This is a genomic window from Burkholderia cepacia complex sp. TUM26381, assembly GCF_057439935.1.
In genome coordinates this window covers 704,612-730,051 of sequence record NZ_CM172008.1, presented here as the reverse complement: position 1 = coordinate 730,051, position 25,440 = coordinate 704,612, and the positions used below count along the sequence as shown (strand labels likewise).

21 protein-coding genes are annotated in these 25,440 nt (G+C 64.7%); 11 read left to right on the top strand and 10 right to left on the bottom strand.

All coding sequences use genetic code 11. The annotated features are described in order from the left end of the window. Positions 1 to 22: 22 nt before the first annotated feature. Complete coding sequence (locus ACWMMN_RS35165; RefSeq protein ID WP_256087407.1) at positions 23 to 985, bottom strand: PDR/VanB family oxidoreductase; 963 nt, start codon at positions 983 to 985, stop codon at positions 23 to 25. Positions 986 to 1,354: 369 nt separating this feature from the next. Further along, entirely contained in the window at positions 1,355 to 2,278 is a 924-nt protein-coding gene (locus tag ACWMMN_RS35160) for a LysR family transcriptional regulator (protein ID WP_256087406.1), read from the bottom strand. A gap of 150 nt (positions 2,279 to 2,428) precedes the next feature. Between ACWMMN_RS35160 and ACWMMN_RS35155 the strand changes: the two genes are divergently transcribed. Both ACWMMN_RS35155 and ACWMMN_RS35150 read left to right on the top strand, forming a co-directional pair. After that, positions 2,429 to 3,349: an alpha/beta hydrolase gene (locus tag ACWMMN_RS35155; RefSeq protein ID WP_486424150.1), complete on the top strand. Its 921-nt coding sequence runs from the start codon at positions 2,429 to 2,431 to the stop codon at positions 3,347 to 3,349. Positions 3,350 to 3,538: 189 nt separating this feature from the next. Then, entirely contained in the window at positions 3,539 to 4,174 is a 636-nt protein-coding gene (locus tag ACWMMN_RS35150; RefSeq protein WP_256087405.1) for an SDR family oxidoreductase, read from the top strand. 72 nt (positions 4,175 to 4,246) lie between these two features. On the opposite strand, the gene ACWMMN_RS35145 is transcribed toward ACWMMN_RS35150, so the two are convergent. From ACWMMN_RS35145 to ACWMMN_RS35135, 3 genes are all read right to left on the bottom strand, one after another. Further along, positions 4,247 to 5,560, bottom strand: coding sequence for an MFS transporter (locus tag ACWMMN_RS35145; protein ID WP_059242460.1), 1,314 nt, complete (start codon positions 5,558 to 5,560; stop codon positions 4,247 to 4,249). Between the two features lie 286 nt (positions 5,561 to 5,846). Next, entirely contained in the window at positions 5,847 to 6,764 is a 918-nt protein-coding gene (locus tag ACWMMN_RS35140; protein ID WP_342706386.1) for a LysR family transcriptional regulator, read from the bottom strand. A gap of 228 nt (positions 6,765 to 6,992) precedes the next feature. Continuing rightward, positions 6,993 to 8,246, bottom strand: coding sequence for a CaiB/BaiF CoA transferase family protein (locus ACWMMN_RS35135; protein WP_256087403.1), 1,254 nt, complete (start codon positions 8,244 to 8,246; stop codon positions 6,993 to 6,995). 589 nt (positions 8,247 to 8,835) lie between these two features. On the opposite strand from ACWMMN_RS35135, the gene ACWMMN_RS35130 reads away from it, so the two are divergent. The 5 genes from ACWMMN_RS35130 to ACWMMN_RS35110 all read left to right on the top strand — a co-directional run bounded on the left by ACWMMN_RS35130 (position 8,836) and on the right by ACWMMN_RS35110 (position 14,650). Continuing rightward, a complete protein-coding gene (locus ACWMMN_RS35130) occupies positions 8,836 to 9,636 on the top strand; it encodes an SDR family NAD(P)-dependent oxidoreductase (RefSeq protein WP_256087402.1) in 801 nt (266 codons plus the stop codon). A 112-nt stretch (positions 9,637 to 9,748) separates the two neighbouring features. Then, the gene (locus tag ACWMMN_RS35125; protein WP_486424149.1) at positions 9,749 to 10,804 is read left to right on the top strand and encodes a zinc-dependent alcohol dehydrogenase family protein; all 1,056 of its coding nucleotides are present in this window, start codon (positions 9,749 to 9,751) and stop codon (positions 10,802 to 10,804) included. A 67-nt stretch (positions 10,805 to 10,871) separates the two neighbouring features. Next, entirely contained in the window at positions 10,872 to 12,332 is a 1,461-nt protein-coding gene (locus ACWMMN_RS35120) for an aldehyde dehydrogenase (RefSeq protein ID WP_486424148.1), read from the top strand. A 255-nt stretch (positions 12,333 to 12,587) separates the two neighbouring features. Next, on the top strand, positions 12,588 to 13,097 hold the full coding sequence (locus ACWMMN_RS35115; protein WP_486424492.1) for a MerR family transcriptional regulator: 510 nt from the start codon (positions 12,588 to 12,590) through the stop codon (positions 13,095 to 13,097). A gap of 2 nt (positions 13,098 to 13,099) precedes the next feature. After that, positions 13,100 to 14,650 (top strand): MFS transporter, encoded by a 1,551-nt coding sequence (locus ACWMMN_RS35110; protein WP_486424147.1) that lies wholly within the window; start codon positions 13,100 to 13,102, stop codon positions 14,648 to 14,650. A gap of 468 nt (positions 14,651 to 15,118) precedes the next feature. Here ACWMMN_RS35110 and ACWMMN_RS35105 read toward each other — a convergent pair whose 3' ends face one another. The 4 genes from ACWMMN_RS35105 to ACWMMN_RS35090 form a co-directional block, all read right to left on the bottom strand. Beyond that, complete coding sequence (locus ACWMMN_RS35105) at positions 15,119 to 15,910, bottom strand: helix-turn-helix transcriptional regulator (protein WP_486424146.1); 792 nt, start codon at positions 15,908 to 15,910, stop codon at positions 15,119 to 15,121. Positions 15,911 to 16,127: 217 nt separating this feature from the next. Next, positions 16,128 to 18,098, bottom strand: a complete 1,971-nt coding sequence (locus ACWMMN_RS35100) for a hydantoinase B/oxoprolinase family protein (protein WP_486424145.1) — start codon at positions 18,096 to 18,098, stop codon at positions 16,128 to 16,130. A gap of 7 nt (positions 18,099 to 18,105) precedes the next feature. Continuing rightward, a complete protein-coding gene (locus tag ACWMMN_RS35095; protein WP_486424144.1) occupies positions 18,106 to 20,151 on the bottom strand; it encodes a hydantoinase/oxoprolinase family protein in 2,046 nt (681 codons plus the stop codon). Positions 20,152 to 20,163: 12 nt separating this feature from the next. Next, positions 20,164 to 20,385, bottom strand: coding sequence for a hypothetical protein (locus ACWMMN_RS35090; protein WP_048027079.1), 222 nt, complete (start codon positions 20,383 to 20,385; stop codon positions 20,164 to 20,166). A 493-nt stretch (positions 20,386 to 20,878) separates the two neighbouring features. On the opposite strand from ACWMMN_RS35090, the gene ACWMMN_RS35085 reads away from it, so the two are divergent. The 4 genes from ACWMMN_RS35085 (at position 20,879) to ACWMMN_RS35070 (ending at position 24,150) form a co-directional block, all read left to right on the top strand. Then, positions 20,879 to 21,814, top strand: coding sequence for an alpha/beta hydrolase (locus ACWMMN_RS35085; RefSeq protein ID WP_340626032.1), 936 nt, complete (start codon positions 20,879 to 20,881; stop codon positions 21,812 to 21,814). An 82-nt stretch (positions 21,815 to 21,896) separates the two neighbouring features. Continuing rightward, on the top strand, positions 21,897 to 22,670 hold the full coding sequence (locus tag ACWMMN_RS35080) for an SDR family NAD(P)-dependent oxidoreductase (RefSeq protein ID WP_486424143.1): 774 nt from the start codon (positions 21,897 to 21,899) through the stop codon (positions 22,668 to 22,670). 97 nt (positions 22,671 to 22,767) lie between these two features. Further along, positions 22,768 to 23,403, top strand: coding sequence for an SDR family oxidoreductase (locus ACWMMN_RS35075; RefSeq protein ID WP_486424142.1), 636 nt, complete (start codon positions 22,768 to 22,770; stop codon positions 23,401 to 23,403). A gap of 12 nt (positions 23,404 to 23,415) precedes the next feature. Beyond that, positions 23,416 to 24,150, top strand: a complete 735-nt coding sequence (locus tag ACWMMN_RS35070; protein ID WP_059241706.1) for an SDR family oxidoreductase — start codon at positions 23,416 to 23,418, stop codon at positions 24,148 to 24,150. Positions 24,151 to 24,201: 51 nt separating this feature from the next. Here ACWMMN_RS35070 and ACWMMN_RS35065 read toward each other — a convergent pair whose 3' ends face one another. Then, positions 24,202 to 25,356, bottom strand: coding sequence for an NADH-dependent flavin oxidoreductase (locus tag ACWMMN_RS35065; RefSeq protein ID WP_486424141.1), 1,155 nt, complete (start codon positions 25,354 to 25,356; stop codon positions 24,202 to 24,204). Between the last annotated feature and the right edge of the window lie 84 nt (positions 25,357 to 25,440).

Below are 25,440 nucleotides of genomic sequence, written 5' to 3'. Positions count from 1 at the left end.
ACCGGCCGTCGACACACGCTCGTTACAGATCGAGAACCAGACGCGCGGATTTCGACCGCGAACAGCACGGCAGGAACTGGTCGTTCGCCGCTCGTTCGTCGGGCGTCAGGCAGAGATCGAAATGCTCGGGTTCGCCCGCGAGCACGCGGGTCGCGCACGTCCCGCACACGCCCTGCTCGCACGACGTCTCGATCGCGATGCCGGCCTTCGCAAGTGCCCGCACGACCGATTCGTTCTTCTCGACGACGATCACCCTGCCCGAGCTTGCTATCTCGACTTCGAACCGGCCATCCCGATCGGTCTGTCGCGCGTCGGCCGCGAAGAACTCGTAGTGCAGTTGAGCTTCCGGCCATCCGCTCGCACGCGCGGTGGTCAGAACCGCGTCCATGAACCCCTTCGGGCCGCATACGTACAGGTGCGTCCCGGGCGCGGGAGCCGCGAGCCGTGCCGCGATATCGAAGCGCTGGTTTTCGCCTTCGTCGTCGAAATGAACCTGCACCCGGCTGGCATAGGTTGCGCGCGCGATGTGGTCGAGAAAGGCCGTGCGCGAGCGTGAGCGCGTGCAGTAATGCATCTCGAACGGCGCATCGATGCGCGCCAGCCGTTCCGCCATGCAGAGCATCGGCGTCACGCCGATACCGCCTGCCAGAAGCAGGCTGAGCGTCGCGTCATGTGCGAGCGCGAAGTGATTCCTCGGCGCGCTGATTACAAGCGTGTCGCCTGCGTTCACGCAATCGTGCATGCCGGCCGACCCGCCGCGCGATTTCGGGTCGCGCAGCACGGCAATCCGGTACCGATGAGTTTCGTCGGGCGCGTTGCACAGCGAATACTGGCGCGTCGGCCCGCCGGGCACGATCACGTCGATATGCGAGCCCGCCGAGAACGGTGGCAGCGGCAGGCCATCCGCGTGAACCAGTTCGAAACTGCAAATGTCGGCGGCTTCGTCTTGTTTCGCCGCGACCCGGACGGTCAGTGCGTCGATCATGATCGTCGCCTCTGGTTGTCGAACGTCGCAAGTGCGTACGTTCGTGGTCGTCATCCCGTGAAAAACGCGCGACGGACCTCGCACGATTCCCCTCCCTGAGCTTTCGATTACAGAGGCGCGGCTGTCGGGTGTCAATTCGGCGCGTTCCGACGTTCCGTACTTCGGGGCGGTTTCGTTGCCTGCAATGGACGACGCATACCGGCGCATGCTCAGGTAGCCGGGCGTGTGCATGAATGGTGTTGCCTGAAACGCGATGTCCGGCAGCGGACACGTACATGGTGCCGTCCGCCGGGCGACACCCGGCCCGCGTCACGCGGGTCACTCCGGCAGCCGGCAGGTTGACGGTCAACGACCGGGTAACGCCGACTCTCAAACGCGGGAAACCGCAATGGCTTCCCGCTTCTCCACCAGGAAATCGATGAGCGCCCTGACTTTGGCCGGCATCTGGGTCCGGGTCGGCGCATAGACGTAAAAGCCCGCGAACGGTTTGCACCACGGCCGCAACACGCGTATCAATGCGCCCGAGTTCAGATGCGGCTGCACGGCGATGTCGATGTGCTGGATGAGCCCGACATGCTGCAGCGCTGCCCGGATCATCCCGTCGTCGTCGTTGGTGGTGATGCTTCCCCGCGGCTCCACCACGAACCCATGCCCCGGCTCGTCCGGCGACGTGAACTCCCACGGATGAATGGCGCCGCTGACCTGCCGGAAGCGCAGGCAATTGTGTTCCGTCAGATCGGCCGGCGTAGCGGGTTCGCCATGGCGCTTGAAATAGGCCGGCGTGCCGACCACCGCCATCTCCAGCGACGGCGTAATGGGAACGGCAATCATGTGCGGTGCGAGGCTCTCGCCGATCCGGATGCCGACATCGCATCCGTCCGCCACGATGTTGGCCAGGCTGTCGTCCATGACCAGTTCGAGACCGAGTCCTGGAAAGCGCGTGCTGAACTCTTCCAGATGCGGTTCGATCAATGTCTTCGCTGCGACGCGCGAGGTGTTCATACGAATCAGGCCGGAAGGCTCGTTACGCGCGTCGTGCAACGCGTCCACGGTTCTTTCGACCGCGACCAGCGCGGGGTACCACACGTCGTAGAGCCGTTGCCCCTCCTCGGTCAACGACATGTCGCGGGTCGTTCGATACAGCAGCTTGACGTTCAGCCGACGCTCGAGCGCCTTCACGTTCTGCGAGAGATTCGCGCGGGAAGCGCCCACCTCGGCGGCCGCTTTCGTGAAACTGCGATGATGGGCGACGCGGGCGAACCACGCGAGAGACGGGAGCAATGAGGGATCCATGCCGATACCACTGTCAATTTGGGAATACCACTGTAGTTCAGATTGCAATCTTCCGTCATCCCAATCGCGGCACTATATTCAACCCGTCGCCGCTCGGCCGTGAACGAATCGGCCTTGCGAACCCAACTCTCCCCCGTGGACGGAGCCGTCATGAAAAGCGTCAAGATCAAGCATGTGTATTGGGATATCGCCGCCAACGTCTACTTCCCGCCGAATTTCGATGAAGGTAAAAAATACCCGGCCATCATCAGCGCGCATCCGATCGGCAGCTGCAAGGAGCAGACGTCGGGGAACGTGTATGGCGAGGCGCTGGCCAAGGAAGGCTTCGTCGTCATCGCATTCGATGCCAGCTTTCAAGGCGATAGTGGCGGCGAGCCGCGTTATATCGAAGATCCGACGTTGCGCGTCGAGGATTTCCGCGTCGTCTGCGATTACCTCGTGACGCTTCCGTACGTCGACGAAGACCGCATCGGCGTGCTGGGCATCTGCGGTGGCGGCGGTTATTCGATCAATGCTGCGATGACCGAGCGCCGCATCAAGGCGGTAGGCACGGTAACGGGCGCCAACTACGGCCGCCTGATGCGCGAAGGCTTCAGCAACTACGACCCGATCGCCGCCCTCGAGGCAATGGCCAAGCAGCGCACGGCGGAAGCGCGCGGCGCCGACCTGCGCGTGGACGACCTGCTGCCGCCGTCGCCGGAGGCCGCCAAGGAAGCCGGTCTGACGGAAGTCGACGTCTATGGTGCGACCGAATACTATCGTTCGGATCGCGGCCGCGCGCCGAACGGCGTGAACCGTGCAATGTATTCGCACCAGGCCGTCGCCGTGGGCTGGGATGCGTTCCACCTGTGCGAAACGCTGCTCACCCAGCCGCTGATGGTGGTGGTGGGCGACCAGGTCGGTGCGTTCGGCGCCTACCGTGACGGCTGCGAAATCATCGGTCGCGCGGCGTCGAAGAAGAAGGAGCTGGTGGTTGTCGAAGGTTGGTCGCACTACGATCTGTACGACAAGCCCGAGCCAGTCGGCAAGGCGCTGGCGAAGCTGATTCCTTTCTACAAGGAAAACCTGTAATCCCTCACTGCCGGGTTATCGCACCGAGATGAGCGCGTACCGCGCTCCGCGGTGCCCTCGCATGCCGGACACGAACTGGCGTTCCCCGAACGGTGTCCGCACGCTTACTGCTGCGCAACGGCACACGCTCCCTCCGAACACGCCCCCGCTTGTCGCGGGGAGCCCGCTTCGACAACACGGAAGACAACCATGACCAAGGTACTGATCCTCGGCGCAAGCGGGCAAATCGCCCGCTGGGCCGTACAGATGCTGGGAGTGAAGAGCAGCGTCAAGCAAACGCTCCTCGTGCGCGACCCCAGGAAGCTGGCCGGCAACGAGCCTGCCAACGCGAGCGTCGTGATCGGCGACGTACTGGACAAGAAATTGCTGCCGCGCATCATGGAAGGGCAAGACGTCGTGTATGCCAACCTGGCCGGCGACGTGGATACGCAAACCGAACATATCCTGGCGGCGATGAAGGCCACCGGCGTCAAGCGGCTGATCTTCGTCAACTCGCTCGGAATCTATGACGAAGTGCCCGGGAAATTCGGCGAATGGAACCGCCGGGAAATCGGACAGTATCTGCCGCCTTATCGCAGATCCGCCGACCTGATCGAGGCATCCGGGCTGGACTACACCATCCTGCGTGCAGCATGGCTGCAAGACAAGGATGAGGTGAGTTACGAGATCACCGCACGGGATGAGCCGTTCAAGGGAACCGAGGTTTCCCGGAAAAGCGTGGCCGCCCTGATCGCCGATCTGGTCGAACATCCCGGCCGGCTGATGCGCGACAACGTCGGCGTCAACAAGCCGGGAACCGACGGCGACAAGCCGGCTTTCGCATGAAACCCGAATCCGTCAGGCCGGCATGAACGCGATCGTGTCGCGACGGCGCGTCCGTCGCGATCTGCGTTCCGGTCACGCCTTCGCGTAATGCGTACCCATGCGCGTGCCCCTGGGAATCTGCGTCACCATCACCGCGGCGATCACGGATGGAATCGCGAATACGTAGAAATTCCATTGATGACCCAGATTCGACCCGACGACCCATCCGCCGATCATCGGCCCCAGCACCGAGCCGATCCGTCCCAGGCCCTGGGCCGTCCCGATCGCCGAGCCGCGGCACAAGGCGGGGAAGTACGCTGCGATGTAGCCATAGCCGAGCGTTGTCGATCCGATCGAACCCAGTCCCGCACCGAACACCGCAAGCATCAACCAGGTGTAACCGGGTTTCTGACTCATGACCAGCAATGACAGCGCGCACACGACGAAGAACGAAATGAGTATCTTCCGGGAACCCAGCCGATCGGCGAGCCATGCGCCGATCACATTGCCGGCAACGGCACCGAACTGCATCACCATCAGGAAGTGCAACGACGATCCGAGCGGATAGCCGGCCTTGCGCATCAACGTGGGAAGCCAGACGTTCATTCCATAGACGACGATCTGACCGCAGAAGCATACGACGGCGAACAGCAGCACCGCCGATCGCCATTCCGTCGACATCACGAGCCTGAAGCCGCGCCGTTCCCCGGAACCGGCATGCAGCTGCCGCTGGCTTTCGTGATCGGCAAGCACGCGATCGAAGTCGATCGAATAGCGGGTGGCCAGTGCGCGCGCCTCGTCCATCCGGTTGCGATCGACCAGAAAATTCACCGACTCCGGCAGGAAGAAGACCATCACGGGCAAGACGAAGATGTACAGTGCTCCGGCGCCATACAGCACTCGCCAGCCATGGCTTTCCAGCAGCGAAATGGCCAGCAACGCACAAATCACCCCGCCGACCGCATAACCCGAGAGCGCCAGCGCGTTGTAGAGCTGCCGGCGGTTTCTCGGTGCATACTCGACCGTCAGCGCCACCGATGAAGGCACGACACTCCCGAGCCCGACGCCCGTGAGAAAGCGCGCAATGCCCAACTGGGTCGGCGAATGCGCGAGCGCGCACAGTAGCGAACCGATCGAAAACCAGAACACGCCGGCCATGATCAGCTTGCGTCGCCCGATCCGATCAGACAGGGAGCCCGCGCCGAACAAGCCCAGCATCAACCCTGCCAGGGTCCAGCTTCCGATCATTCCCGCTCCCGTGGCAGTCAGGCCCCAGCCGGGTTCGGAAAAAAGCGCCGATACCGTTGCGCCGTAGACGATGAGATCGTAGCCGTCGACGGCGATGGTCAGAAAGCACAATGCGACTACGAATAGACCGCTGCGCGTCGGAATTGAAGAGTCGTTCACGTTGTCTCCTGTTTCATTCATGGACACCCGTTATAGGCCGGGCTTTCTTTTGTTCGATGAAAATATAGGGATACGAAATTTTCAGGCCAAGTGATGGATTCCGAATTGGCGATTCGACGAATCCGAATCGATGCCCGCATGCGCGGGAAAGCCGCACCCGCACGAGCGCCGGCTCAGCGATGGCGCGGTTGCCGCAACGCAGGAAGATCGGCCATGCACGCAGGTGTGCACGACATGCTGGCCCCTGCCACGTGCTTCGCGGGCATGGGCATCGTTGAAACGGGAATCAGCGGTCGGTCAACTGCGCAATGAATGCCCGCGTGGCCGCGGGCAGCGAATCGCCGAGTTTGGTGCCGATGCAAAGATGGCGCAGCGCCCATGGCTCGTCCAGCGCGACGAGCGTCACTTTATTGAAGTCTTCGAGCGGCAGCATGCTCTCGGGATGGATCGTCACGCCCAGGCCGGCCTTGACCAGGCTGCGGGCCGCTTCGATCGTGTTGACCCGGTACTTCACGACCAGCTCGCGCCCCAGCGCGGATGCGGCGTTTTTCAGTTGCGTCATCATCGACGTCGTCGCCGACAGGCCGATGATGTTCTCCTCGAGCAAGTCGCGTGTCGTGACGCTCGCGCGCTCCGCCAGGCGGTGCCCCTGCGGTACGACGGCAACCAGGCGGTCGGTGCGGTATTCGATGATGTCGAGCGCCTCCCGGTCGATATCGTCGGTTGCATAGAACATGGCCACATCGGCCTTGCCGGTCACGACGGCACCGACCACGTTCGTATTCGCATCCTCCTGCAACTCGATATCGACGAGCGGAAAGTCCCGCGTGAATTCGGCGATTTCCCGCGCCAGGAACTGAACGATGATCGTGCTGGTGGAACTGATGCGGATATGGCCACGTACGCCTTCGGTAAACTCGGCGACCTCCCGGCGCATCACGTCGAGATTCTCGAACAGCACGCGTACATGGCGGGCCAGCACTTCGCCGGCGCGGCTCGGCACCATGCCGCCCGGCAGTCGCTCGAACAGATCGATGCCGGCAATCTCCTCGAGATCCTGGATGCGTCTCGTGGCAGCCGACGGCGTGATGTTTTCCCTCACGGCGGCGCGACGCATCTGCTGCTCTTCCACGACGGTGAGAAACAGCCGCAATGTGAACAGGTCGACGCGCCGCGTCAGATTGTGGAGACTGAGCCCCGTCATTCGACCTCCATGATCGTCCAGCCGGGCTCCATCGAGCGCCCGAAACCGAAAGACTATGTCGGAGGGGGGCCATCGTCAATCGGGGCGCCCGCGCCGTTCGATCGGAAACGCGACGTCCAGATCCGCCCGCGTCGCCGTGCCGTCTCGAGGTTCAGGCAGACTCCGGCATGATTGCGCGCGCCAATCCACGCTGAACCGACGCAGTTGCCCGTCGTCGCGCCACCGGGCTCAGATCACGTTCATGTCCCGCAATCTGCCGATTTCGCCGTCGTCCATGCCAAGCCAGTGGTGCAGCACATCCGCGTTGTGCTCGCCGAGGCTCGGCGGCGCCTTTGCCTCGGGCTCGGGCACGTCCGACATCTTGACCGGGTTCCCCGCCACCTGGATGGGCCCCCACACGGGATCGTCGAGCGTCATGAGCATCTTGCGCGCGGCAACGTGAGGACATTCGAACAAATCAGGCACATCGTTGACGGTCGAGCACGGCACACCGCCCGCGCGCAGCGCCGCCAGCGCCGCTTCGCGCGTTCGATCGGCCAGCCACGCATCGATCTCCACGTTCAGCTCGTCCAGATGCTGCTTGCGCACTATGCCGTCGGCGAATCTCGGGTCGCTCGTCAGCTCGGGACGGCCGATCGTTTCCGCGAACCGCTTCCAGATGTGTTCACCTAGCACCGCAATGACGATGTAGCCGTCCTTCGCACGATAGGTTCCGAACGGCGCGGTGACGGCGTGCACACCGGGCGGTGAGGTTCGCTTCGTCGCGGAATACATCGTGACCGAGATTTCGTTGAGGATCAGCGACGCGTCGTACATCGAGATATCGATTTTCTTGCCCTTGCCGGTAGTCTGCCGATGCAGAAGCGCCAGCACGACGCCGTAGAGCGCCAGGATTCCGCACTCGATATCGGCAAGCGAGAAGCCCAGATAGGTGGGGCGATCTCCGGTGCGCTCGGGGCGATACATGAGCCCGCTCATTGCCTGCCCCACGATATCGAACGCGGGGAACTCGCCGTACGGGCTGGGCAGTATGTCATCGTGCCCGAAGCCGGAGATGGCGCCGTAGATCAGGCGCGGATTGACCTTGCTCAGGTCTGCGTACCCGAGCCCGAGCCGGTCCATGACATTGGGCCGCAGGTTCTCGATCACCACATCGGCCTGTGCCGCGAGTTCCAGGAAGATGCGTCGCCCCTCCTCATGTTTGAGATCGAGCGTGACGCTCTTCTTGTTTCGATTGGTCCGAAGAAACGCGAGCCCGTTCGGCTTGCCGTCGGCGTCGGGTTTGACCGGGCTCGTGCTCCGTGCAAAATCGCCGCCCTCGCGCGTCTCGATCTTGACGACTTCCGCGCCTGCATCCGCCAGCCACATCGAGGCAAACGGCGCCGCGATGAAGTTCTCGACTGTCAGCACCCGTATACCGGCCAAGGGTCGATCGGCGCCGGTTTTCGTTCCGACGCGCGAATCATGAAGTGCCGCCTCCATCCTGTCTCCTTTTTTAATGTCTCTTGATCGTGTTTTCGCGTGCCGGCCGCCACGGGTCTCGATTGTGCAGCGCGTCGATTTCGTGGTGTCTCTTGACTGGCAACGCTTCGTTTGTGCGCCCTGCGATCCTCGCAGGGCATTTGATCTCATCCGGCGTGGAACGATTCCGGATCGACCCCATCGCCTGACACGAACGATGCTAGGTGAGCCAGCCGAATCGTACAAATGCGAATTCGCGAAGACGGCGTTGCGGTTTCGCGAACCGGCATGCCGGGCCGCATGACGTCAGGATCGCCGGCCTGCCTGCTGGTTCGTCGGTCAGCCGGATGTTCGCGCATCCGGCGTCGACGCGCGTTGGTGTTCAGGTTCGAAAAAACGCAATGCCCGGTTCGAGAAACAGCACTCGGATTAACGCCTCTTCGTTCCTATCATTGCTCACACCGATGCGCGGCGGGCCATTGATTCGGCAAGCTTCGATCCGGCCGTCATCGTCGATCCGTCGGCGGATACGCGCGATCGGCCGTGCCGGGCGTACTCGACCTGACGACACGTTCGAACGCAATTCTCACTGTCTTGAAGGCAATTTTCGATGAGCAGTCTTGAAGGGAAAGTAGCCATCGTCACCGGCGGCACCGGCGGGATCGGCAGAGGCATCGCCTTGCAGCTGGCAGCGCGCGGCGCAACGGTCGTGATCAACGGGCGAAGCGCGGCAAAGGCCGAGCCGGTCCTGGCCGAACTGCGGCAGGCCGGAGGCCAGGCGGATTTTCTGCCCGGCGACGTTCGAACCAAAGCCGACATGGACGCGTTGGCCGAGGAGACCACCCGTCGCTACGGCGGCATCGACATCGTCGTCGCCAATGCCGGCGGCAATGACGACGAGGCCCGCTCTCCGAAGGTGCGTGGCCCGTTTGCCGATATCGACCTGGCGCGTGTCGCTGCGGTCGTTGCGGAAAACACGGCGGCCAAGCTCTTCCCGGTCCAGGCCGCGGTGCCCTTCCTGCGTGCCCGGGGCGGAGGCAGCGTGATTTTCGTGACGTCGGAAGGCGGCCGGGTGCCGACGCCCGGTCAAACCGCCGTGTCGACGTTTGCCGGCGGATTGATCCGCGCGAGCAAGGTCATCGCGAAGGAACTGGCGCGGGACAAGATCCGGGTCAACTGCGTGTGCGTGACGGTCGTGCGCGACAGCCCGTCGTGGGACGCCGTATTCGGCGCCGACAGCAAGGTATCGGAGCAGCACCGCAAGCAATACGAGAAGGTCGTCGCCGGGTGCCCGCTCGGTGTCGCGGCACCGACCGATATCGGTCAGGTCGTCGCGTTCCTGGCATCCGCCGAGTCGGCCTATCTGACCGGTGCAACGCTCAGTCCGACCGGCGGATTGACCATTCATTGACCCGCGCCGCGCGTCGCGCCCGAGCTCGCCGCGCCGGTATCGGAACACGGATGCCTCGCGCACGAGCCGCCACGCACACGCCGGCTCACGTACCAGCAGTTGGAGAATTCTCATGCGTGGCATGGTCTTTCAGGGAAATTGCAAGGTCGACGTTCTCAATTTCGACGACCCCGTTCCCGGATACGGGGAAGCCGTCATCGAAATGAAGGCGTCCGGCATGTGCGGGACCGACCTTCACTATTACCGCCACGGCATGGCGGAGTCGTTGGGCATGCTCGGCATGCGCGACCGGATGGAATCCGCGCAGGTCATCGGCGGACATGAACCGTGCGGCGTCGTGGCCGCTGTCGGCCCCGGCGTCGATCCCGGCACGTTTCGGGTCGGCGACCGCGTGATGGTCTTTCATTACGCGGGCTGCAGTTGCTGCGATCACTGCCGGACGGGCTGGACCCAGCTGTGCGATCGCGGCGCACGCATCTACGGCGTGCTGAGCCACGGCGGGCATGCGAACTACATGAAGGTACCGGTATCGTCGCTGGTCCATCTGCCGCAGGAAGTGTCGTTCAAGGGCGGCGCGGCCATCGCGTGCGGCACCGGCACCGCCTACGGCGCGCTGCTGCGCCTGGGTATCAGTGCGCGCGACACGCTCGCCGTCTATGGCCTGGGCCCGGTCGGGCTCTCCACGGCTCAACTCGCCGCCGCGATGGGCATCGAGGTGATCGGCGTCGACATCAATCCGGATCGCGTCGAACGCGCGAAAGCCTTTGGCGTCGCGCACGGCATCGATGCGAGCAAAGTCGACCCGGTCGACGAGATTCACAAGCTGACGGGCGGAAAAGGCGCGTCCTGTGCGGTCGAATGTGCCGGCGGCGAATTGCCGCGCGCACAGGCCATTCGCAGCACGAAAGTGTGGGGGCGCGTCGTTCTCGTCGCGGTCGGCGGGAACCTGACCATCGACGCGATGAAGGATCTGATCGGCAAGCAAAGGACGCTGATCGGCTCCTTCACCTTCTCCGAAGTCGGGATGAAGGATTGTGCTCACTTCATCGCCGATCACGGCGTCGAGGTAGACAAGCTCTTTACCGACGAGTGGAGTCTCGAGCAAGCCGGTGACGCCTACGCTCACTTCAATCAACAGACGGGTGGCAAGGGCGTCATCGTATTTTGACGGCACGCACACCTCTGTGCTGTCCGGAATTTGGAAAGTGCCGCCCACGGCGGCCATGGAGATTCAGATGACCAAGAGAACGATCGACCTCAAGCATCCTCGAGAGTTCTATATCGGTGGGCAATGGGTCCAGCCGTCCACCTCCGAAACGTTCGACGTGCTCGATTGCGCGACTGAAGTAGTCGTGGCGACCGTCGCGAAGGCGGCGTCCGCCGACATGCAGCGCGCCATCACGGCAGCGCGCGACGCGTTCGACAACGGCCCGTGGCCGCGGATGACGCCGCAGGAACGCGCGGTCTATCTCGAGAAGTTCGCGCAGCGGCTGGAAGCGCTGAATGACGATTTTGCGCGTATCTGGGCGATTGAAACCGGGATCGTCTACAAGGTTGCTCAACCCCGTATCGGGCTGTTCATCAGCGGCGCGTTTCGTCAGTACGCGGCAATGGCATCGACCTTTCCGTTTGTCGAGGAACACCGGTCGGTGACCGGCAATCTCGGCTATCGCGTATACGAGCCGGTCGGCGTGGTCGGCGAGATCATTCCGTGGAACGGCCCTGCCGGCCTGATGGCGTACAAGACCGCGCCGGCGCTGCTCGCAGGCTGCACGCTGGTGATCAAGTCGTCGCCCGAAGCGCCCTGCTCGGCTTACCTGTTCGCCGAGATCTGCGAAGAAATCGGCTTGCCGCCCGGCGTGATCAACGTCGTGACGGCCGATCGCGACGTGTCCGAGGAACTGGTTCGCCATCCCGGCGTCGACAAGATCACGTTCACGGGATCGACCGGCGCCGGTCGCCGAATCGCGTCCATCGCCGGTGATCGTGTTGCACGCGTCACGCTCGAACTGGGCGGCAAATCGCCGGCCGTCATTCTCGACGACTACGACATCGAGGCAGCGGCAAACGTGCTCGGCCCGTCCTATTTCGGCTACAACACCGGGCAGATCTGCCACAGCCTGACGCGCGTGATCGTGCCTCGTGCAAAGCACGATGCGATGGTCGAAGCGTTGTCGCACGCTGCGAGACAGATCGTGGTCGGCGATCCGTTCGCGCCGGAAACGACCTCGGGCCCGCTCGCGAGCGCGCGGCAGCGGGAAACCGTCGAGCGATTCGTCGCCAAGGGCATTGCAGAAGGCGCAACGTTGGCAGCCGGCGGCAAGCGACCGGCCGGGCTGCAGCGCGGCTTCTTCTTCGAGCCGACGGTGTTCGGCAACGTCGACAATCGTTCGACGATCGCGCAGGAAGAAATCTTCGGTCCGGTGCTGAGCGTCATTCCCTCCGACGACGAAGCGAGCGCGATCGCGATGGCGAACGACACGCCGTTCGGCCTGAATGCCGCGGTCTTCACGAACGACAGCGCCCGTGCGCTGCACGTGGCACGGCAGATCCGCTCGGGTACGGTCGGCCACAATGGCCCGCGCACCGATTTCTCGATCGGCTTCGGCGGGTTCAAGCAGTCGGGCATCGGGCGTGAAGGCGGTGTCGAAGGGCTGGCCGCGTTCATGGAATCGAAGACCATCGTCATGGCCTGACGGTGTGATCGTTCCCGTGTGATGCACGCATCGGCACGGGCAGCCGAATCGGTGGGGCACGCGGGTCCTGATTCCGAGTAGCGGATCGACCGCGTGTCTTCCGGCACGCCAGTCCGACTCAACGAAGCGCCGACCGAACGTCGGCGCTTCATTTTCGTACAAACCTGTACGCATACGTTTACGTTTCAGGTGGTGCCCAAGCGCGCCGCATGACGCCGTATGCGCAGGCGATTGCCCTCCTTCTTCTTTCGACCGATGCAAGCCAGGACTTCACCACTCGTCGCGATTCGCGAGGCCGCCCGGCAACTGTCCGTGACGCCCCGCACACTGAAGTATTACGAGGAACTCGGCCTTGTGATTCCCGCCAGGAGCGATGGGAGGTACCGGCTCTACAGTGCCGCGGATCTGGACAGGCTAAGACGGATCCTGCGTCTGCGCTCCCTTGGGTTTTCGCTACAAGGCATCACCGAAATGCTCAAGCAGCCGCTGGCGATCGAGGCCGGCGGTCGCAGGCAGTATTCCGCCGAGTCGTTGCACGAGATCTCGTCGGGTCTTGCGAAGCAGATCACGCGCCTGAATGCCCGGATCGTGCAGGTTCGACGCGAATTGAAGGATGCCGAAACACTCCGCAACGAGCTGAACGACGATCTCGATTATTTGCGTCGACGACTCGCCGGCACACCCTCGGATGCCCTGGAAGGCGAACGTCTTGCCGCGCGCGAGCGCCGTTCTGCGTCGCGCGATTCCGTCAACGGAGAGTCTTGATCATGGCATTCTCCCGTGCGCGATCGCTGACGTTCCGCCATCTTCGCAACGACTTCTTTCCGTGGGCCGTCGCGTTGTCGGTCGGACTCGACTATTTCGACAACACGGCGTTCTCGTTCTTCAGCAGCTACGTGGCCGGCGGCATCAATGTGCCGCCCGACGAACTCGTGTGGTCGTCGTCTGCCTACGCTGTCGCATCGGTGCTGGGTATTCTTCAACAGCAATGGCTGATCGAGCGAATCGGGTTCCGTCGCTACCTCAGTGGATGCCTGCTGATGTTCGCGATCGGCTCGCTGGCGGCATCCGTCAGCACGACGTCATTGCAACTGGCGATGGCGCGAGGCTTTCAAGCCTATTTCATCGGGCCGATGCTTGGCACCTGCCGGATCCTCCTTCAGACCGGTTTCTCGCCGAAGAATCGCCCGTCAGCGACGCGCCTGTTCCTGACGATCATTCTGTTGGCGAGCGCGCTCGCGCCGCTGATCGGCGGGGTCCTCATTGCAAACTTTGGCTGGCATGCGCTGTTCCTCTGCACGACGGTAGCCGGACTCGCACTGGCGGTATTCGCGTTCCTGGTCGTCCCGCATATCGGCAAGCGCCAGCCGGCACTGCGCAGCGATACGCACCTCTGGCCCTACCTGGTTTTCGCAGTCGCCCTGGGTGCGCTGCAGATCGTCGCCCAGCAGGTCCGCTTCGAGCTGTTCAGTACGTCGCCGGTACTGCTGCTCCTCACCGCGACGGGTTTGCTCGCGCTCGGGTGGGTTGCGTGGCAACAATGGAACCATCCCAAGCCGCTTATCCGGTTGAATGCGTTGCGCGAAGGGCCATTCAGAATCGCCATCCTTCTGTATGCGTTCTACTACTACATCACGAACGCGATCGGCTACCTGATTTCCCGGCTGCTCGAAGGCGGGCTCGGGTATCCCGTGGAGAACGCGGGTCGAATCGTCGGATTCACGTCACTGTCGTCGATCGCGATGGCCTTCCTGTACTTCCGGTACGCGAAGTTCGTCACGCGCAAAAAACTGCTGATCGTTCCGGGATTTCTGATGGCCACGTTCATCGCCGTGTGGTTCATGAACCTTCCACCGGATGTGAGCGCGCCGTGGCTCCTCGCGCCGTTGATCGTACGCGGTTTCCTGTTGATGTTCATCGCCCTGCCCAACGGAAACGTGGCATTCCAGATCTTCCCCGATCACGAGTTTACGCACGGCTACCGGCTGAAGAATATCGTCAAGCAACTCGCCTACTCGCTCTCGACTGCGTCCGTCATCATCCTGGATCAACACCGCCTCGCACTCCATCAAACCCGGCTGGCCGAGTTTGCGACGCCTTACAACCCGATCTTCGAGAACGCGCTGCAGTCGACGGCTCGCGAATTCGTCGAACAGGGCATGAATACCGCACAGGCCGAAGGTGCCGCCCTCGGGGAATTTGCCCGAATGGCGGCACATCAAGCAAGCTTCATGAGCGTGCTGGATTGCTTCTATGTGATCGCGATCATCTCCGTTGCAGGTGCCGTAATCGCGCTGGTTCAGAAGCAGATCAGGTGACGGCCCGGAGGCAGCGCGCGTTCTGTTGACCGTTGGCCCTGAACCAGAATCGGTCGCCGTCGGAAGTGGGGAGTTCCGGTTTGGCCGCGATGTCGTGCAAAGCGGAATCCCTTCAGCGAAAGACCATCCGGGAGCGAGTCCATTGGCAATCCATCCATGAACGATGACCGGTGCACTGGTCATCTCACCACGGCGGATCCGTATCGTCTGTCTTCTGATCGCAAGGCCCGTCCCGGCCTTTGCGACGCTGAATGTATTTGGGCGTTTGCGGCCGATAAGCGCATGCCGTCCGGCGATCGCCGAGATGCAGCGGTCGCGGGCGGCCCCGGCAGCACGGCGGCTGGACGCAATGTGAACCAGCCTGATTCCGGCGTGCAGGCAAGTCAATTCGCGCGGCGATACCGTTTCGTGCTTCGGAATGACGGGCACTGGAAGCGAAAAGGCGGAGCTGCGACACCGCGCAGGCCTTCATTGCAGGCAGCTGCAGAGATTCAGATACCAGAGCAGCAGTTCCCGGTGGCTGCCGATCGACAGGCGTTCATACAGGCGCTTTCGATACGTGACGACGGTCTCCGTGCCGATGCCGAGATCGGCGGCGATTCCCGATGTCGGCAGGCCGTACAGATAACGTGCGCACACCTCGGATTCGCGTGAGGTCAGCCGCTCGCGGGACAGCGCAATCTGCCGCTCGATCTCGGCCAGGTCGGTCAGCAGGCTCGGCAGCCGGCGCGCGCGCATCGCGAGGTCGTAATGCCGGGCGACGATCGACAGGATCGTCGCCGCGCGGTCGGCCAGCGTATCCACGTGACGGGTTTCGAACGGGCCGTATTGTTCCGGGCGCGTGATGCCGAGCACGAGCGGATGACCGTCGACGCGGCCGCCCATCAGCACCCGGTCGCGGATGTTCAGTTGCCCGTAAAGCGTCTGCCGCAAGCGCGGCGGTGCCGACAATTTGAAGTCGGTCTTCAGCAGACGACAGTCGTCGCTCCCGCTCGTTCCGAGTTCGTTGATCTCGTCGTCGAACTGCCACCATTGGCCGCCGAGATAGGTGTTGCGCACGTGCTCGACACGGTCGGACCCGTCGCAGCCGATCGAGACGAATTCGACGGGGCGCGCGTCGACGATTCGGAAAATGAACGCGAGCTCGGCGCCGCACAGAGCGTGCAGCGACGCGCCGAACCGCTCGGGAAACACCGCGCTCCCGATCGCGCCGATCAGGCTGTCGAGCGGATGGGTCGATCTGATTGCCGCACCGGACAAGCTCGCCTCCGTCTGCCCCAACAGGGTGGATTGATCGAATACCGGTTCCGGCCCGCGTGTGACACCGGGGCGGAAACCGAACCGATCAAATGTTAGGTAGTCGGGGTGACGTTTGATAGCTGGTGTTTTCCTCTATGCGACCCGCGCACTGCCGGCGAGCCGACCCGACCCGACGCATCCGGCCGTGCATACGCGAACGTTTCGCGTTCGAACGCCGTCAGCGCGCCGCGCGCAGGCGTTGCGTGCCGGCTTCGTCGATGCGCAGCCCTTCCGGGTCCCGAAGCGGATCACCCACCACCACGACACCATAATCGCGCGCCGCGCCCGCGATGCTCACGTACTCGTCGCGCACGTCGGCCAGCACCTTCGCCGGATCGCGCGCGAACGCATGGCCCCACCCGCCGCCGCCGTTCGTGATGTAGCGCGAGATCGCACCCGGCTCGGTCTTCCACACCGGCTGGCTCCCGTAGTAGTGGTAGCGTCCCCGCTGCGGGTCGAGCACCTTGCTCTGCGGGTCGAGCACGCCCGCGACCGGCGTACTGGCCGCATAGACGTCCGGGCCGGTGCCGAGCAGCGCGTCCGGGCGGCCGTCAGCATCGCGTGCGGGCGGGAAGAACCAGACGCCGCCGCACGGGCCCGCACTGCCGCCGTTCGCGCCGACACCGCTCGGTTCGCGCGTGCGGAACGGCGAGCTGTGGTGATCGGCGGCCGTCAGCCACAGCGTGTCCTTCAGGTGCGCGGCGCCGCCGCGATGCGTGCCCGCGCCGCCGCCGTCGATCGCGTGCTCCTTGCGCAGCAGCACGACCGGCGAATCGGCCTCGATGGATTCCGTCGCCGGGTCGAGGTTGTTGAGCGTCAGCAGCACGGTGTAGCTGTCGCCGTCCGCCTCCTTGGTCGCGCCCCACGGGCCGTGCTCGCCGCCGCACTGGCACACGTTGGCCCAGGGCGTGCCGGCACGCGTCACGCCGTATGCGTTGTGCGTGCTGGTCGAGCCGTAGTCGCCCGCCACCGCGTTCTCGCCGAGCACCGGGTTGAGCGCGTTGAGGATCGCCGCGACCAGCGCGCCGCTGCTCTCCCAGAACATCATGATCGCGCCGTCGGGCGGCAGCGACGTCAGCAGCGTGCCGGCCGGCGCGGCCAGGTCGATGTCGCGCCAGGTGCCCGAGGTGAACGGCGCCTCGGGGTCGAGCAACAGCGTCAGCGCGACGCCGAGCGCCGTCTTCGCATCGAGAATGCCGCAGTTGATCGACGAGCGCGCCTGCGCGGAGCTGCCCGACAGGTCGGCTTCGATCCGGTGGCCGCGCTTGCGCAGCGTGATGTTGACGCGGTAGTCGATGCTGGCGTCGACGCCGTCCGCGTCGATCAGCGCGGAGCCCGTATAGTCGCCGTCTGGAATCCGCCCGATCGCATCGCGCATGCGTTCGGCCGATACGTCGCACGCGTAGGCCAGGCTGCCGAAATACGCGTCGAGGCCGTAGCGCGCGATGTTTTCGCGCACCAGCCGCTCACCCAGTTCCAGCTGATGGGCGATGCTGTGGAAGTCGGGCAGCAGCAGGCCGCCGAAGCGCGAGTTGTCGAAGATCAGGCTGAACGTCGAGCGCACCGGCTTGCCCTTCGACCACAGCAGCATCGGCGGGATCACGAGGCCGTTCTCGTAGACGTTACGCTTGGTCGCCGAGAAGCCGCCCGGCACGACGCCGCCGATGTCGAGCTGGTGCGCGCGCATGTTGACGAACGACACGAGCCGGCCGTCGACGAACACCGGGCGGATGAAGCAGACGTCGTTGACGTGCGTGCCGACGCGGTACGGGTCGTTGCAGATCAGCACGTCGCCGGGTTCGAGGTTGTGCGGCCCGTATTCCTGCACCGCGTTGCGCACCGCGTCGCCCATCGTGCCGAGGAACACGACCAGGCTGTTGCTGACCACCGGCATCGGGTAGTCCATCTCCGGCGGCCCGCTGAGGGTGCACGCGAAGTCGTACCAGTCACGGATGATCGGCGAGAACGCTTCGCGCATGAAGCCGGTCGACATGTGCTCGACCGCGTAGCGCAACCGGTTGATCAGCACGGACGCCGTGAAGCGCTCGCACGCGTACCGCTTGGCAAACTGCGCGTCGGACAGCGCGCGGATGCGCGCTTGGGTGTCGCCGGCGTGCGGTGCGGCGGCGATATCGGTCAGGAGATTCATGGTGCGCTCATTCCTTGTTGCGGATCAGCATTTCGCCGAAGCGGCCCACGGTCGCGGTCTGGCGCGCGCCGATGTGCGTGGTCGACAAGCCTTCGTTGACGACCGCCGGGCCGTCGATCACGTCGCCGCGACGCAGCGCGTCGCGGTGATAGACGGCCGCGTCCTGGTGCCCTTCGCCACTCGCGTCGGACAGGTCGCCGAGGTAGCGCAGCGTCGTGCGGCCGGCCGGGCGCAGCGGCTCGGCGCCGCGCGCCGGCAGCTCCGGATAGGCGACCTTCGGCGTTTCGAGCACGGCGCGCACGCGGAACGTCACGCCCTGCACCGGGAAGGACTCGAAGCGGTTGCCCGAGCGCGTCTCGTAGCTGTGGTGGAACGCGGCGATCATGGTGTCGATCGCGGCCGCGTCGATCGTGCCGTTCGGCGCGGGCACGAACGGCGTTTCCCAGCTCTGGCCGGCCAGGCGCGCGTCGAAGCTGCGCTCGAAGGTGACGCGTGCGCCCGCATCGAGCCCTTCGCGCAGTTGCGCTTCCATCGTCGCGTAGAGCGCGTCGACCTGCGGCGCGAGTTCGGCCGAAAGGATCGCGTAGTGGCTGCGGCTGGCGGTGAACACCTGGTCGGCCGACAGCAGCCCGAGCGCGGAGAACAGGCCTGGATTCGGCGGCACGATCACCTGCTTGCACTTGAGCGAATCGAGCACGCCCGGCAGCAGCATCGGCCCGGCCGCACCGTACGCCATCAGGCTGTAGTCGCGCGGGTCGATGCCGTTCTTGATCGCGACGTTGAGTAACCCTTCGGCGATGTTGTGGATCGCGATCTCGTATGCGTAGCGTACGCGCTGGGCCAGCGTGAACCCCGTGTCGAGATGCTCGAACGCCTGCCGCGACAGCGCACGGTCGAGCTTGATCGCGCCGTTCGCGAAGCCGTGCTCGTCGATCACGCCGATCATCAGGAAGGTGTCCGTGGTGGTCGGCTGCGTGCCGCCGCGACCGTAGCAGGCCGGCCCCGGCGTCGAACCGGCGCTCGCCGGCCCGACCTGGATCTCGCCGGCCGGCCCGATCGCGACGATGCTGCCGCCGCCCGCCCCGATCGCCGTGACGTCGATCGCGAGCGCGTTTACCACCATGTCGTGCTCGAGTTCGAACGACGTGTTGACGAACGGCGCGCCGCCCGTGACCACGCTGATGTCGAGCGACGTGCCGCCGACGTCGGCGCACAGCAGGTTCGGCTCGCCGATCATCGCGCCGAAGTGCGCGCTGCCGATCGCGCCCGCCGACGGGCCGGAAAACACGATGCGGTACGGCTGCTCCATCGCGCGCCGCACCGGCACGAGCGTCGCCGCGCAGTCCGCGAAGTTCAGCTCGCCGCCGAAGCCCGCCGCCTTCAGGCCGTTCTCGAGCCGCTCGGTGTAATCCGCGTAGATGATCTTCATGAAAGTGTCGATCACGGTCGTCGACGCACGCGGATACTCGCGCGCGAGCGGCGAAACCTCGCTCGAGATCGAACAGGCGACGTCGCCGAGCACGTCCCGCACGAGCGCCTTGAGACGCACTTCGTGGGCGGGATTCAGGTATGAATTGAGCAGGCAGATGGACACGCCGGTCACGCCGCAACGCTTGAGCACTTCAAGCTCTTCGCGCGCCTGCGCTTCGTCGAGCGGGAACAGCACCGAGCCGTCGGCGAGGATCCGCTCGCGGATGCCGCGGCGCAGATAGCGTGGCACCAGCGGGCGCGTCGCGTCGCCGAAGCTGCGGCGCCACCGCGGATCGAGGATCGCCGAGGCGGGACGCCAGACGCGCCCCATGTCGAGAATGTCGCGGTGGCCTTCGGTCGTCAGGAATCCGATCTTCGGCAGCCGGCGCGTGATGACGGCGTTCAGGCCGTGCGTGCTGGCGTGGTTGAAGGCCTTGGCATCGGCGACGTTCAATTCGCGCGCGCCGGCGAGAATCGGTTTCGTCACGTCGTCATAGTCCGTCGAGATCTTGGCAGTCTCGATGCGGCCGTCGCGCAACGAGACCACGTCGGTAAACGTACCGCCTACATCGATAGCAATCATCCGGGTTCTCTCCTACAGGGTGTCCGACAGCAGGCGCAGCACGGGCCCGAGCCGGGACGCCGGCTCGCGCCGGATGGAATGCAGGCATGCCTGGCATTTGACGACGTCGAACCAGCCGCCCTCCGAATGCACGGGATAGCGCGCGAGCATCGTCGCGTCGCACGCGGGACAAGCACCGTCCACGGGCGTGCGTTCCAGGTGCAATGCCTGGCTTGTCACTGTCGTTGAAGTCATGGGGTCCTCGCCGGATGGCCGGCTGCCACGGCTCGATGCCGGGGCCGGCACGACACGCTGAATGTCATGGACACGTCTCCTGTCGGTTGTGATCGTTGTCGTCGCGTTCGCGAGGGCGAACGACGAGACCGATGATAGGAAGCACGTGCGCAGCAGGGCATCACCTTCCAGGGGGACAAGCCGGTTCCTGCATTGTTAAGCGGGACTTACATGTGTAGTAGCCGGGCGGCGCTTGTCGATGGTGGATTCGGTTCCTACCATTTGAACCTGACAGCACGCATCGCCGATAGCGCGACGATTCGCAGTCTCACATCGCCAGCCACGCAAACCGGTGCACGACGCGTGCTGGAACGAACCCCACGTCGCCGTACGACGTGCCGCCATGCGCTACCCCGGCCGCCTCGGCGCTCGCGCCGCTTTCCCGACGCGCGTCGAAGCAAGCCCTCGCGGGGCGCGGACCAGCGCTGCCATGCCCTTCACACTGGAGCAATTCATGAGTACAACCCCGATCAAGACCGTCACCTACCCGAACCTCGGCTGGGACACGGCCGCCGATCTCTATTTCCCGCCGGGTTTCGACGAGGGCAAGCAGTACCCGGCCATCGTCAGCACGCACCCGATCGGCAGTTGCAAGGAGCAGACCGCCGGCAACATCTACGCGAAGGGGCTGGCCGAGGCAGGCTTCGTCGTGCTGGTGCACGATGCGAGCTTCCAGGGTGCGAGCGGCGGCCTGCCGCGTTTCATCGAAGACCCGTCGATCCGCGTGTCCGACATCCGCTTCGCGGTCGACTACCTGCAGTCGCTGCCGTACGTCGACGCCGGCCGCATCGGCGCGATCGGCGTGTGCGGCGGCGGCGCCTATACCGTGCATGCGGGCATTACCGACCACCGCATCAAGGCGCTGGTGTCGATCACCGGCGTGAATTACGGCCGCCTGATTCGCGAAGGCTTTGCCAACTTCAAGCCACTCGAGTTCGCCGAGAACTTGAGCGCGATGCGCACGGCGGAAGCACAGGGCGGCGAACGCCACGTCGCCAACCTGCTGCCCGAGTCCGTGGCAGCCGGCAAGCAGGCCGGCATCACCGACATCGACGTGCTCGAAGCCACCGAGTACTACAAGACCGCACGCGGCCAGCAGCCGAATGGCGCCACGAGCCAGCTGATGTCGTTCAGCAGCGCCGCGATGGGCTGGGATGCGTTCCTGAACGCCGAAGTGCTGCTGACCCAGCCGCTGCTGGTCGTGATCGGCGACAAGCCGGGCGGCTTCGGCGCGTATCGCGACGGCTGGGAGATCTACGGCCGCGCGGCGTCGAAGGACAAGCGGATCGTCGTGGCCGAGGGCTGGTCGCACTACGACCTGTACGACAAACCCGAACCGGTCGGCATCGCGATGGCGAAGGTCGTGCCCTTCTTCAAGGAAACCCTCTAGGCGTCACGGCAGGCCACGACGCCACTCACCGGACGGGCGTGGCACACGCCCGTTTTCTTTTGACCATACGAAATCATTTCCCATGAAATCACTGCTTTCCGGAAAGACCGCCATCATCACCGGCGCCAGCAAGGGTATCGGCCTCGCGACTGCACAACTGTTCGCGCAGGAAGGCGCCAACGTCGTGCTGACCGCACGCAAGCAGGCTGATCTCGACGCGGCCGTGAACGGCATCGTCGCGGCCGGCGGCAAGGCCATCGGCGTGCTGGCCGACTCGGCCGACCCGGGCGCGCCGAAGACGGTCTTTGCGCAGGCCATCGAAGCCTTCGGCCAGGTCGACATCCTGGTCAACAACGCCGGTTACGGCGACATGGTTTCCATCGAGGAATGCTCGGACGAGCACTTCGACCAGGTCGTGCAGGTCAACTACGCGGGCGTGTTCCGCTTCTGCCGCGAAGCGATCCAGCACTATCTGCCGCGCAACGAAGGGGTGATCGTGAACGTCACGTCGATCAACGGCTCGTTGCCGGTCGGCGGCGTGGCCTACACGTCGACCAAGGGCGCGGTGAACACGATGACGACCAACATCGCCGTGCGCTTCTCGGGCACCGGCATTCGCTGCAACGCGGTGGCGCCCGGCAATACGGACACGCCGATGGCCCAGGCTTGGGCGGCAGGAGAACTGCCGGGCGGCACGACGATGGTGGAATACGCGGGCAAATACGCGAACCAGGAACTGCCCTTCACGCAGCCGGCCGACCAGGCCAACGCGATCCTCTATTTCGCCAGCGACCTGAGCCGGGCAGTAACCGGCCGCGTGCTGGTGGTCGACAACGGCGCCTATATCGGCGCATGACGGGCTCGACCGGCGCGCCGGGAGATCGGGCGCGCCGCGTGCGCGCCGGCCCGCATGCCGGCCGACCTATCGCAATCATCGTAAAAGGAGTCATCTCGTGAAGCACGTCCTCATTCTGGGCGCCAACGGCCAGATCGCCCGCTGGGTGATCGACGCACTCGCGGCCGACAGGAACATCAGTCAGACCTTGCTCGTGCGCAACCCCAAAAATCTCGGCGATACGCCGGCGAACGCGCGGGTCGTGACCGGCGACGTGCTCGACCGGACGCTGCTGCTGAACACCGTGCAAGGGCAGGACATCGTCTACGCGAACCTGGCCGGCGCGAACCTCGACACGCAAGCGGCGAGCGTGATCGCTGCGATGCAGGCGGCGGGCGTCAAGCGCCTCGTCTTCGTGCTGTCGCTCGGTATCTACGACGAAGTGCCCGGCAAGTTCGGCGACTGGAACAACGCGATCATCGGCGAAGACCTCAAGCCGTACCGCCGCTCGGCCGACGCGATCGAAGCATCCGGCCTGCAGTACACGATCCTGCGCCCGGCCTGGCTGACGGACGAAGACGAAATCGACTACGAACTCACGGGCAGGAACGAACCGTTCAAGGGCACCGTGGTGTCGCGCAAGAGCGTGGGCGACCTGATCGTGCGGATCGTCGCTTCGCCCGAGTTGCACGTGGGCGAGAACCTCGGCGTCAACCAGCCCGGCAGCGACGGCGACAAGCCGTACTTCATGTAAGAGGTGACACGGATGAAGTTGCAGGAGCTGAACGGCAAGATCGCCGTGATTACCGGTGCGTCGAGCGGCATCGGCGAAGCGGCCGCGCGCCTGCTGGTCGCCGAAGGCATGAAGGTCGTCCTGACCGCGCGGCGGAAGGAACGGATCGACACGCTCGCCGCCGAGCTGGGCGATGCGGCGCTTGCCGTGGCGGCGGACGTCTCCGACGCCGCCCAGGTCGCCGCGCTGTTCGACACCGTGCGTGCGCACTTCGGCGGGCTCGATCTGTTGTTCAACAACGCGGGCATGGGCATCGCCGGTGCGTTCGAACACAGCCGGCCCGATGAATGGCGTACGCAAATCGACGCGAACCTGTACGGCATGCTGCATTGCACGCACGCGGCCATTCCGTTGATGAAGGGTCGCGCGGGCGCGATGATTTCTACCGTGTCCAGCGTCGGCGGCAAGACGGGCGCACCGAACTGGGCCGTGTACTGCGCGACCAAGTTCGCGGTCGGCGGCTTTTGCGAAGGCTTGCGGCAGGAACTGGCCGGCGACGGCATCCGTGTGTCGCTGATCTACCCCGGCGCTGTGCATACCGAATGGGGGCACAACGTCCCGGCCGAAGCGATGCGCGAGCGTCGCGACGCGATCGGTGCATTGCTGCCCGACGACGTCGCCCGTGCGCTGGTGTACAGCTTCGCGCAACCGCCGGGCGTGCTCGTCAATGAGCTCGAGATTCGCCCTAGCCTGCAGCTCACGTTGTAGGCGCCGCGACCGATGCCGCCGTCGGGTTTCCCCGTCGGCGGCATCGCTGCTTCAGGCGGCCGGACGCGTGTCGCGCTGTACCGGGAACCAGCCGGTCGTCGCGTCGATGACACCCCACAGCTTGTCGGGAATCCCGAGCTGCGGCACGTCGGCCGGATTCAACTGCGTATTGATCGCTGCGGCGTCGCCCCGCTTTGCATGCTCGACCCAGCCGGGGTTCATCACGAGCCCCTTGCCCACCGCCACCACTGACACGCCCAGCGCAAGCGCGGCTTCCGCCTGCTCGGGCGTCCTGATCGTGCCGGCCGCCATCAGCGGCACGCGGCCCTGCACGATGGCGGCGACGCGCTCGATCGTGCGGCGCTCGTCGCTCGCATCGAGCGGTTTCGCATTCAGCAAGTCCGTCAGCGACACGTGGATGTAGTCAACGCCCGCGACGATCAGGCGATCGACCAGCGTCAGCGCATCGTCGATGCGCAGCCCGTCCGCATCGGGTTCTTCCGGCGAGATCCGGTAACCGAGCACGAACGGACGATCCGCATGCAGCGCGATCACGCGCTTGAGTTCGGCAACCAGCGCAAGCGGGAAACGCATCCGGTTCTCGAGCGAGCCGCCCCATGCATCGGTGCGCCGATTGAAGCGCGGCGAGAAGAAATTCTGGATCAGGAAGCCGTGCGCGCCGTGCAGTTCGACGCCGTCGAAACCGGCTTCGATCGCACGTCGCGTGGTTTCGCCGAACGCGTGGATCATCTCGCCGATTTCGTCGTGGGTCAGCGCGCGGCTCTCGAGCTCGCCGCTGTTGAACGGCCCCGGCGGCGCCTTCATCGCGCTCGCGCTGACGAGCACGCCATCCGGCACGAGCGCCGGCACGGCCTTGTTGCCTGCGTGAAAGATCTGAAGGATCGCGGGCGCCCCGCCGCTTTTCGCGGCGTCCGCCAGCTTGCGCAGGCTCGGCACGTAACGATCGTCGTGCGCCGCGAATTCGTCGGTGAAGCCGATGCCGTTTTCCGTCACGTGCGTGCAGCCGGTCAGCACCGCGCCGACGCCGTTCGCGCGGCGGCGGTAATACTCGAGTTCCTGATCGGAAATCGTGCCGTCCGGATGCGACGACCAGGTAGTCATCGGCGCCATCAGCACGCGGTTGCGGAACGTGACGCCGTTCGGAAACGTAAGCGGCTGGAACAGCGTCTGAAATGCTTGAGTCATGGGAATCCCTGATTGGCTGCCGCACGCGGTGCGTTCACGGTGCGGCATGGAGTGGAACGTGCGGCTCGACGCCGCGGTGATGTG

Coding starts and splice junctions, on each gene's coding strand:
- ACWMMN_RS35125 (WP_486424149.1), top strand. CDS start 9,749: ATGCGTGGCATGGTCTTTCAGGGAAATTGCAAGGTCGACGTTCTCAAT.
- ACWMMN_RS35080 (WP_486424143.1), top strand. CDS start 21,897: ATGAAATCACTGCTTTCCGGAAAGACCGCCATCATCACCGGCGCCAGC.
- ACWMMN_RS35100 (WP_486424145.1), bottom strand. CDS start 18,098: ATGAATCTCCTGACCGATATCGCCGCCGCACCGCACGCCGGCGACACC.
- ACWMMN_RS35070 (WP_059241706.1), top strand. CDS start 23,416: ATGAAGTTGCAGGAGCTGAACGGCAAGATCGCCGTGATTACCGGTGCG.
- ACWMMN_RS35115 (WP_486424492.1), top strand. CDS start 12,588: ATGCAAGCCAGGACTTCACCACTCGTCGCGATTCGCGAGGCCGCCCGG.
- ACWMMN_RS35150 (WP_256087405.1), top strand. CDS start 3,539: ATGACCAAGGTACTGATCCTCGGCGCAAGCGGGCAAATCGCCCGCTGG.
- ACWMMN_RS35130 (WP_256087402.1), top strand. CDS start 8,836: ATGAGCAGTCTTGAAGGGAAAGTAGCCATCGTCACCGGCGGCACCGGC.
- ACWMMN_RS35120 (WP_486424148.1), top strand. CDS start 10,872: ATGACCAAGAGAACGATCGACCTCAAGCATCCTCGAGAGTTCTATATC.
- ACWMMN_RS35165 (WP_256087407.1), bottom strand. CDS start 985: ATGATCGACGCACTGACCGTCCGGGTCGCGGCGAAACAAGACGAAGCC.
- ACWMMN_RS35155 (WP_486424150.1), top strand. CDS start 2,429: ATGAAAAGCGTCAAGATCAAGCATGTGTATTGGGATATCGCCGCCAAC.
- ACWMMN_RS35095 (WP_486424144.1), bottom strand. CDS start 20,151: ATGATTGCTATCGATGTAGGCGGTACGTTTACCGACGTGGTCTCGTTG.
- ACWMMN_RS35085 (WP_340626032.1), top strand. CDS start 20,879: ATGAGTACAACCCCGATCAAGACCGTCACCTACCCGAACCTCGGCTGG.
- ACWMMN_RS35135 (WP_256087403.1), bottom strand. CDS start 8,246: ATGGAGGCGGCACTTCATGATTCGCGCGTCGGAACGAAAACCGGCGCC.
- ACWMMN_RS35065 (WP_486424141.1), bottom strand. CDS start 25,356: ATGACTCAAGCATTTCAGACGCTGTTCCAGCCGCTTACGTTTCCGAAC.
- ACWMMN_RS35090 (WP_048027079.1), bottom strand. CDS start 20,385: ATGACTTCAACGACAGTGACAAGCCAGGCATTGCACCTGGAACGCACG.
- ACWMMN_RS35160 (WP_256087406.1), bottom strand. CDS start 2,278: ATGGATCCCTCATTGCTCCCGTCTCTCGCGTGGTTCGCCCGCGTCGCC.
- ACWMMN_RS35140 (WP_342706386.1), bottom strand. CDS start 6,764: ATGACGGGGCTCAGTCTCCACAATCTGACGCGGCGCGTCGACCTGTTC.
- ACWMMN_RS35110 (WP_486424147.1), top strand. CDS start 13,100: ATGGCATTCTCCCGTGCGCGATCGCTGACGTTCCGCCATCTTCGCAAC.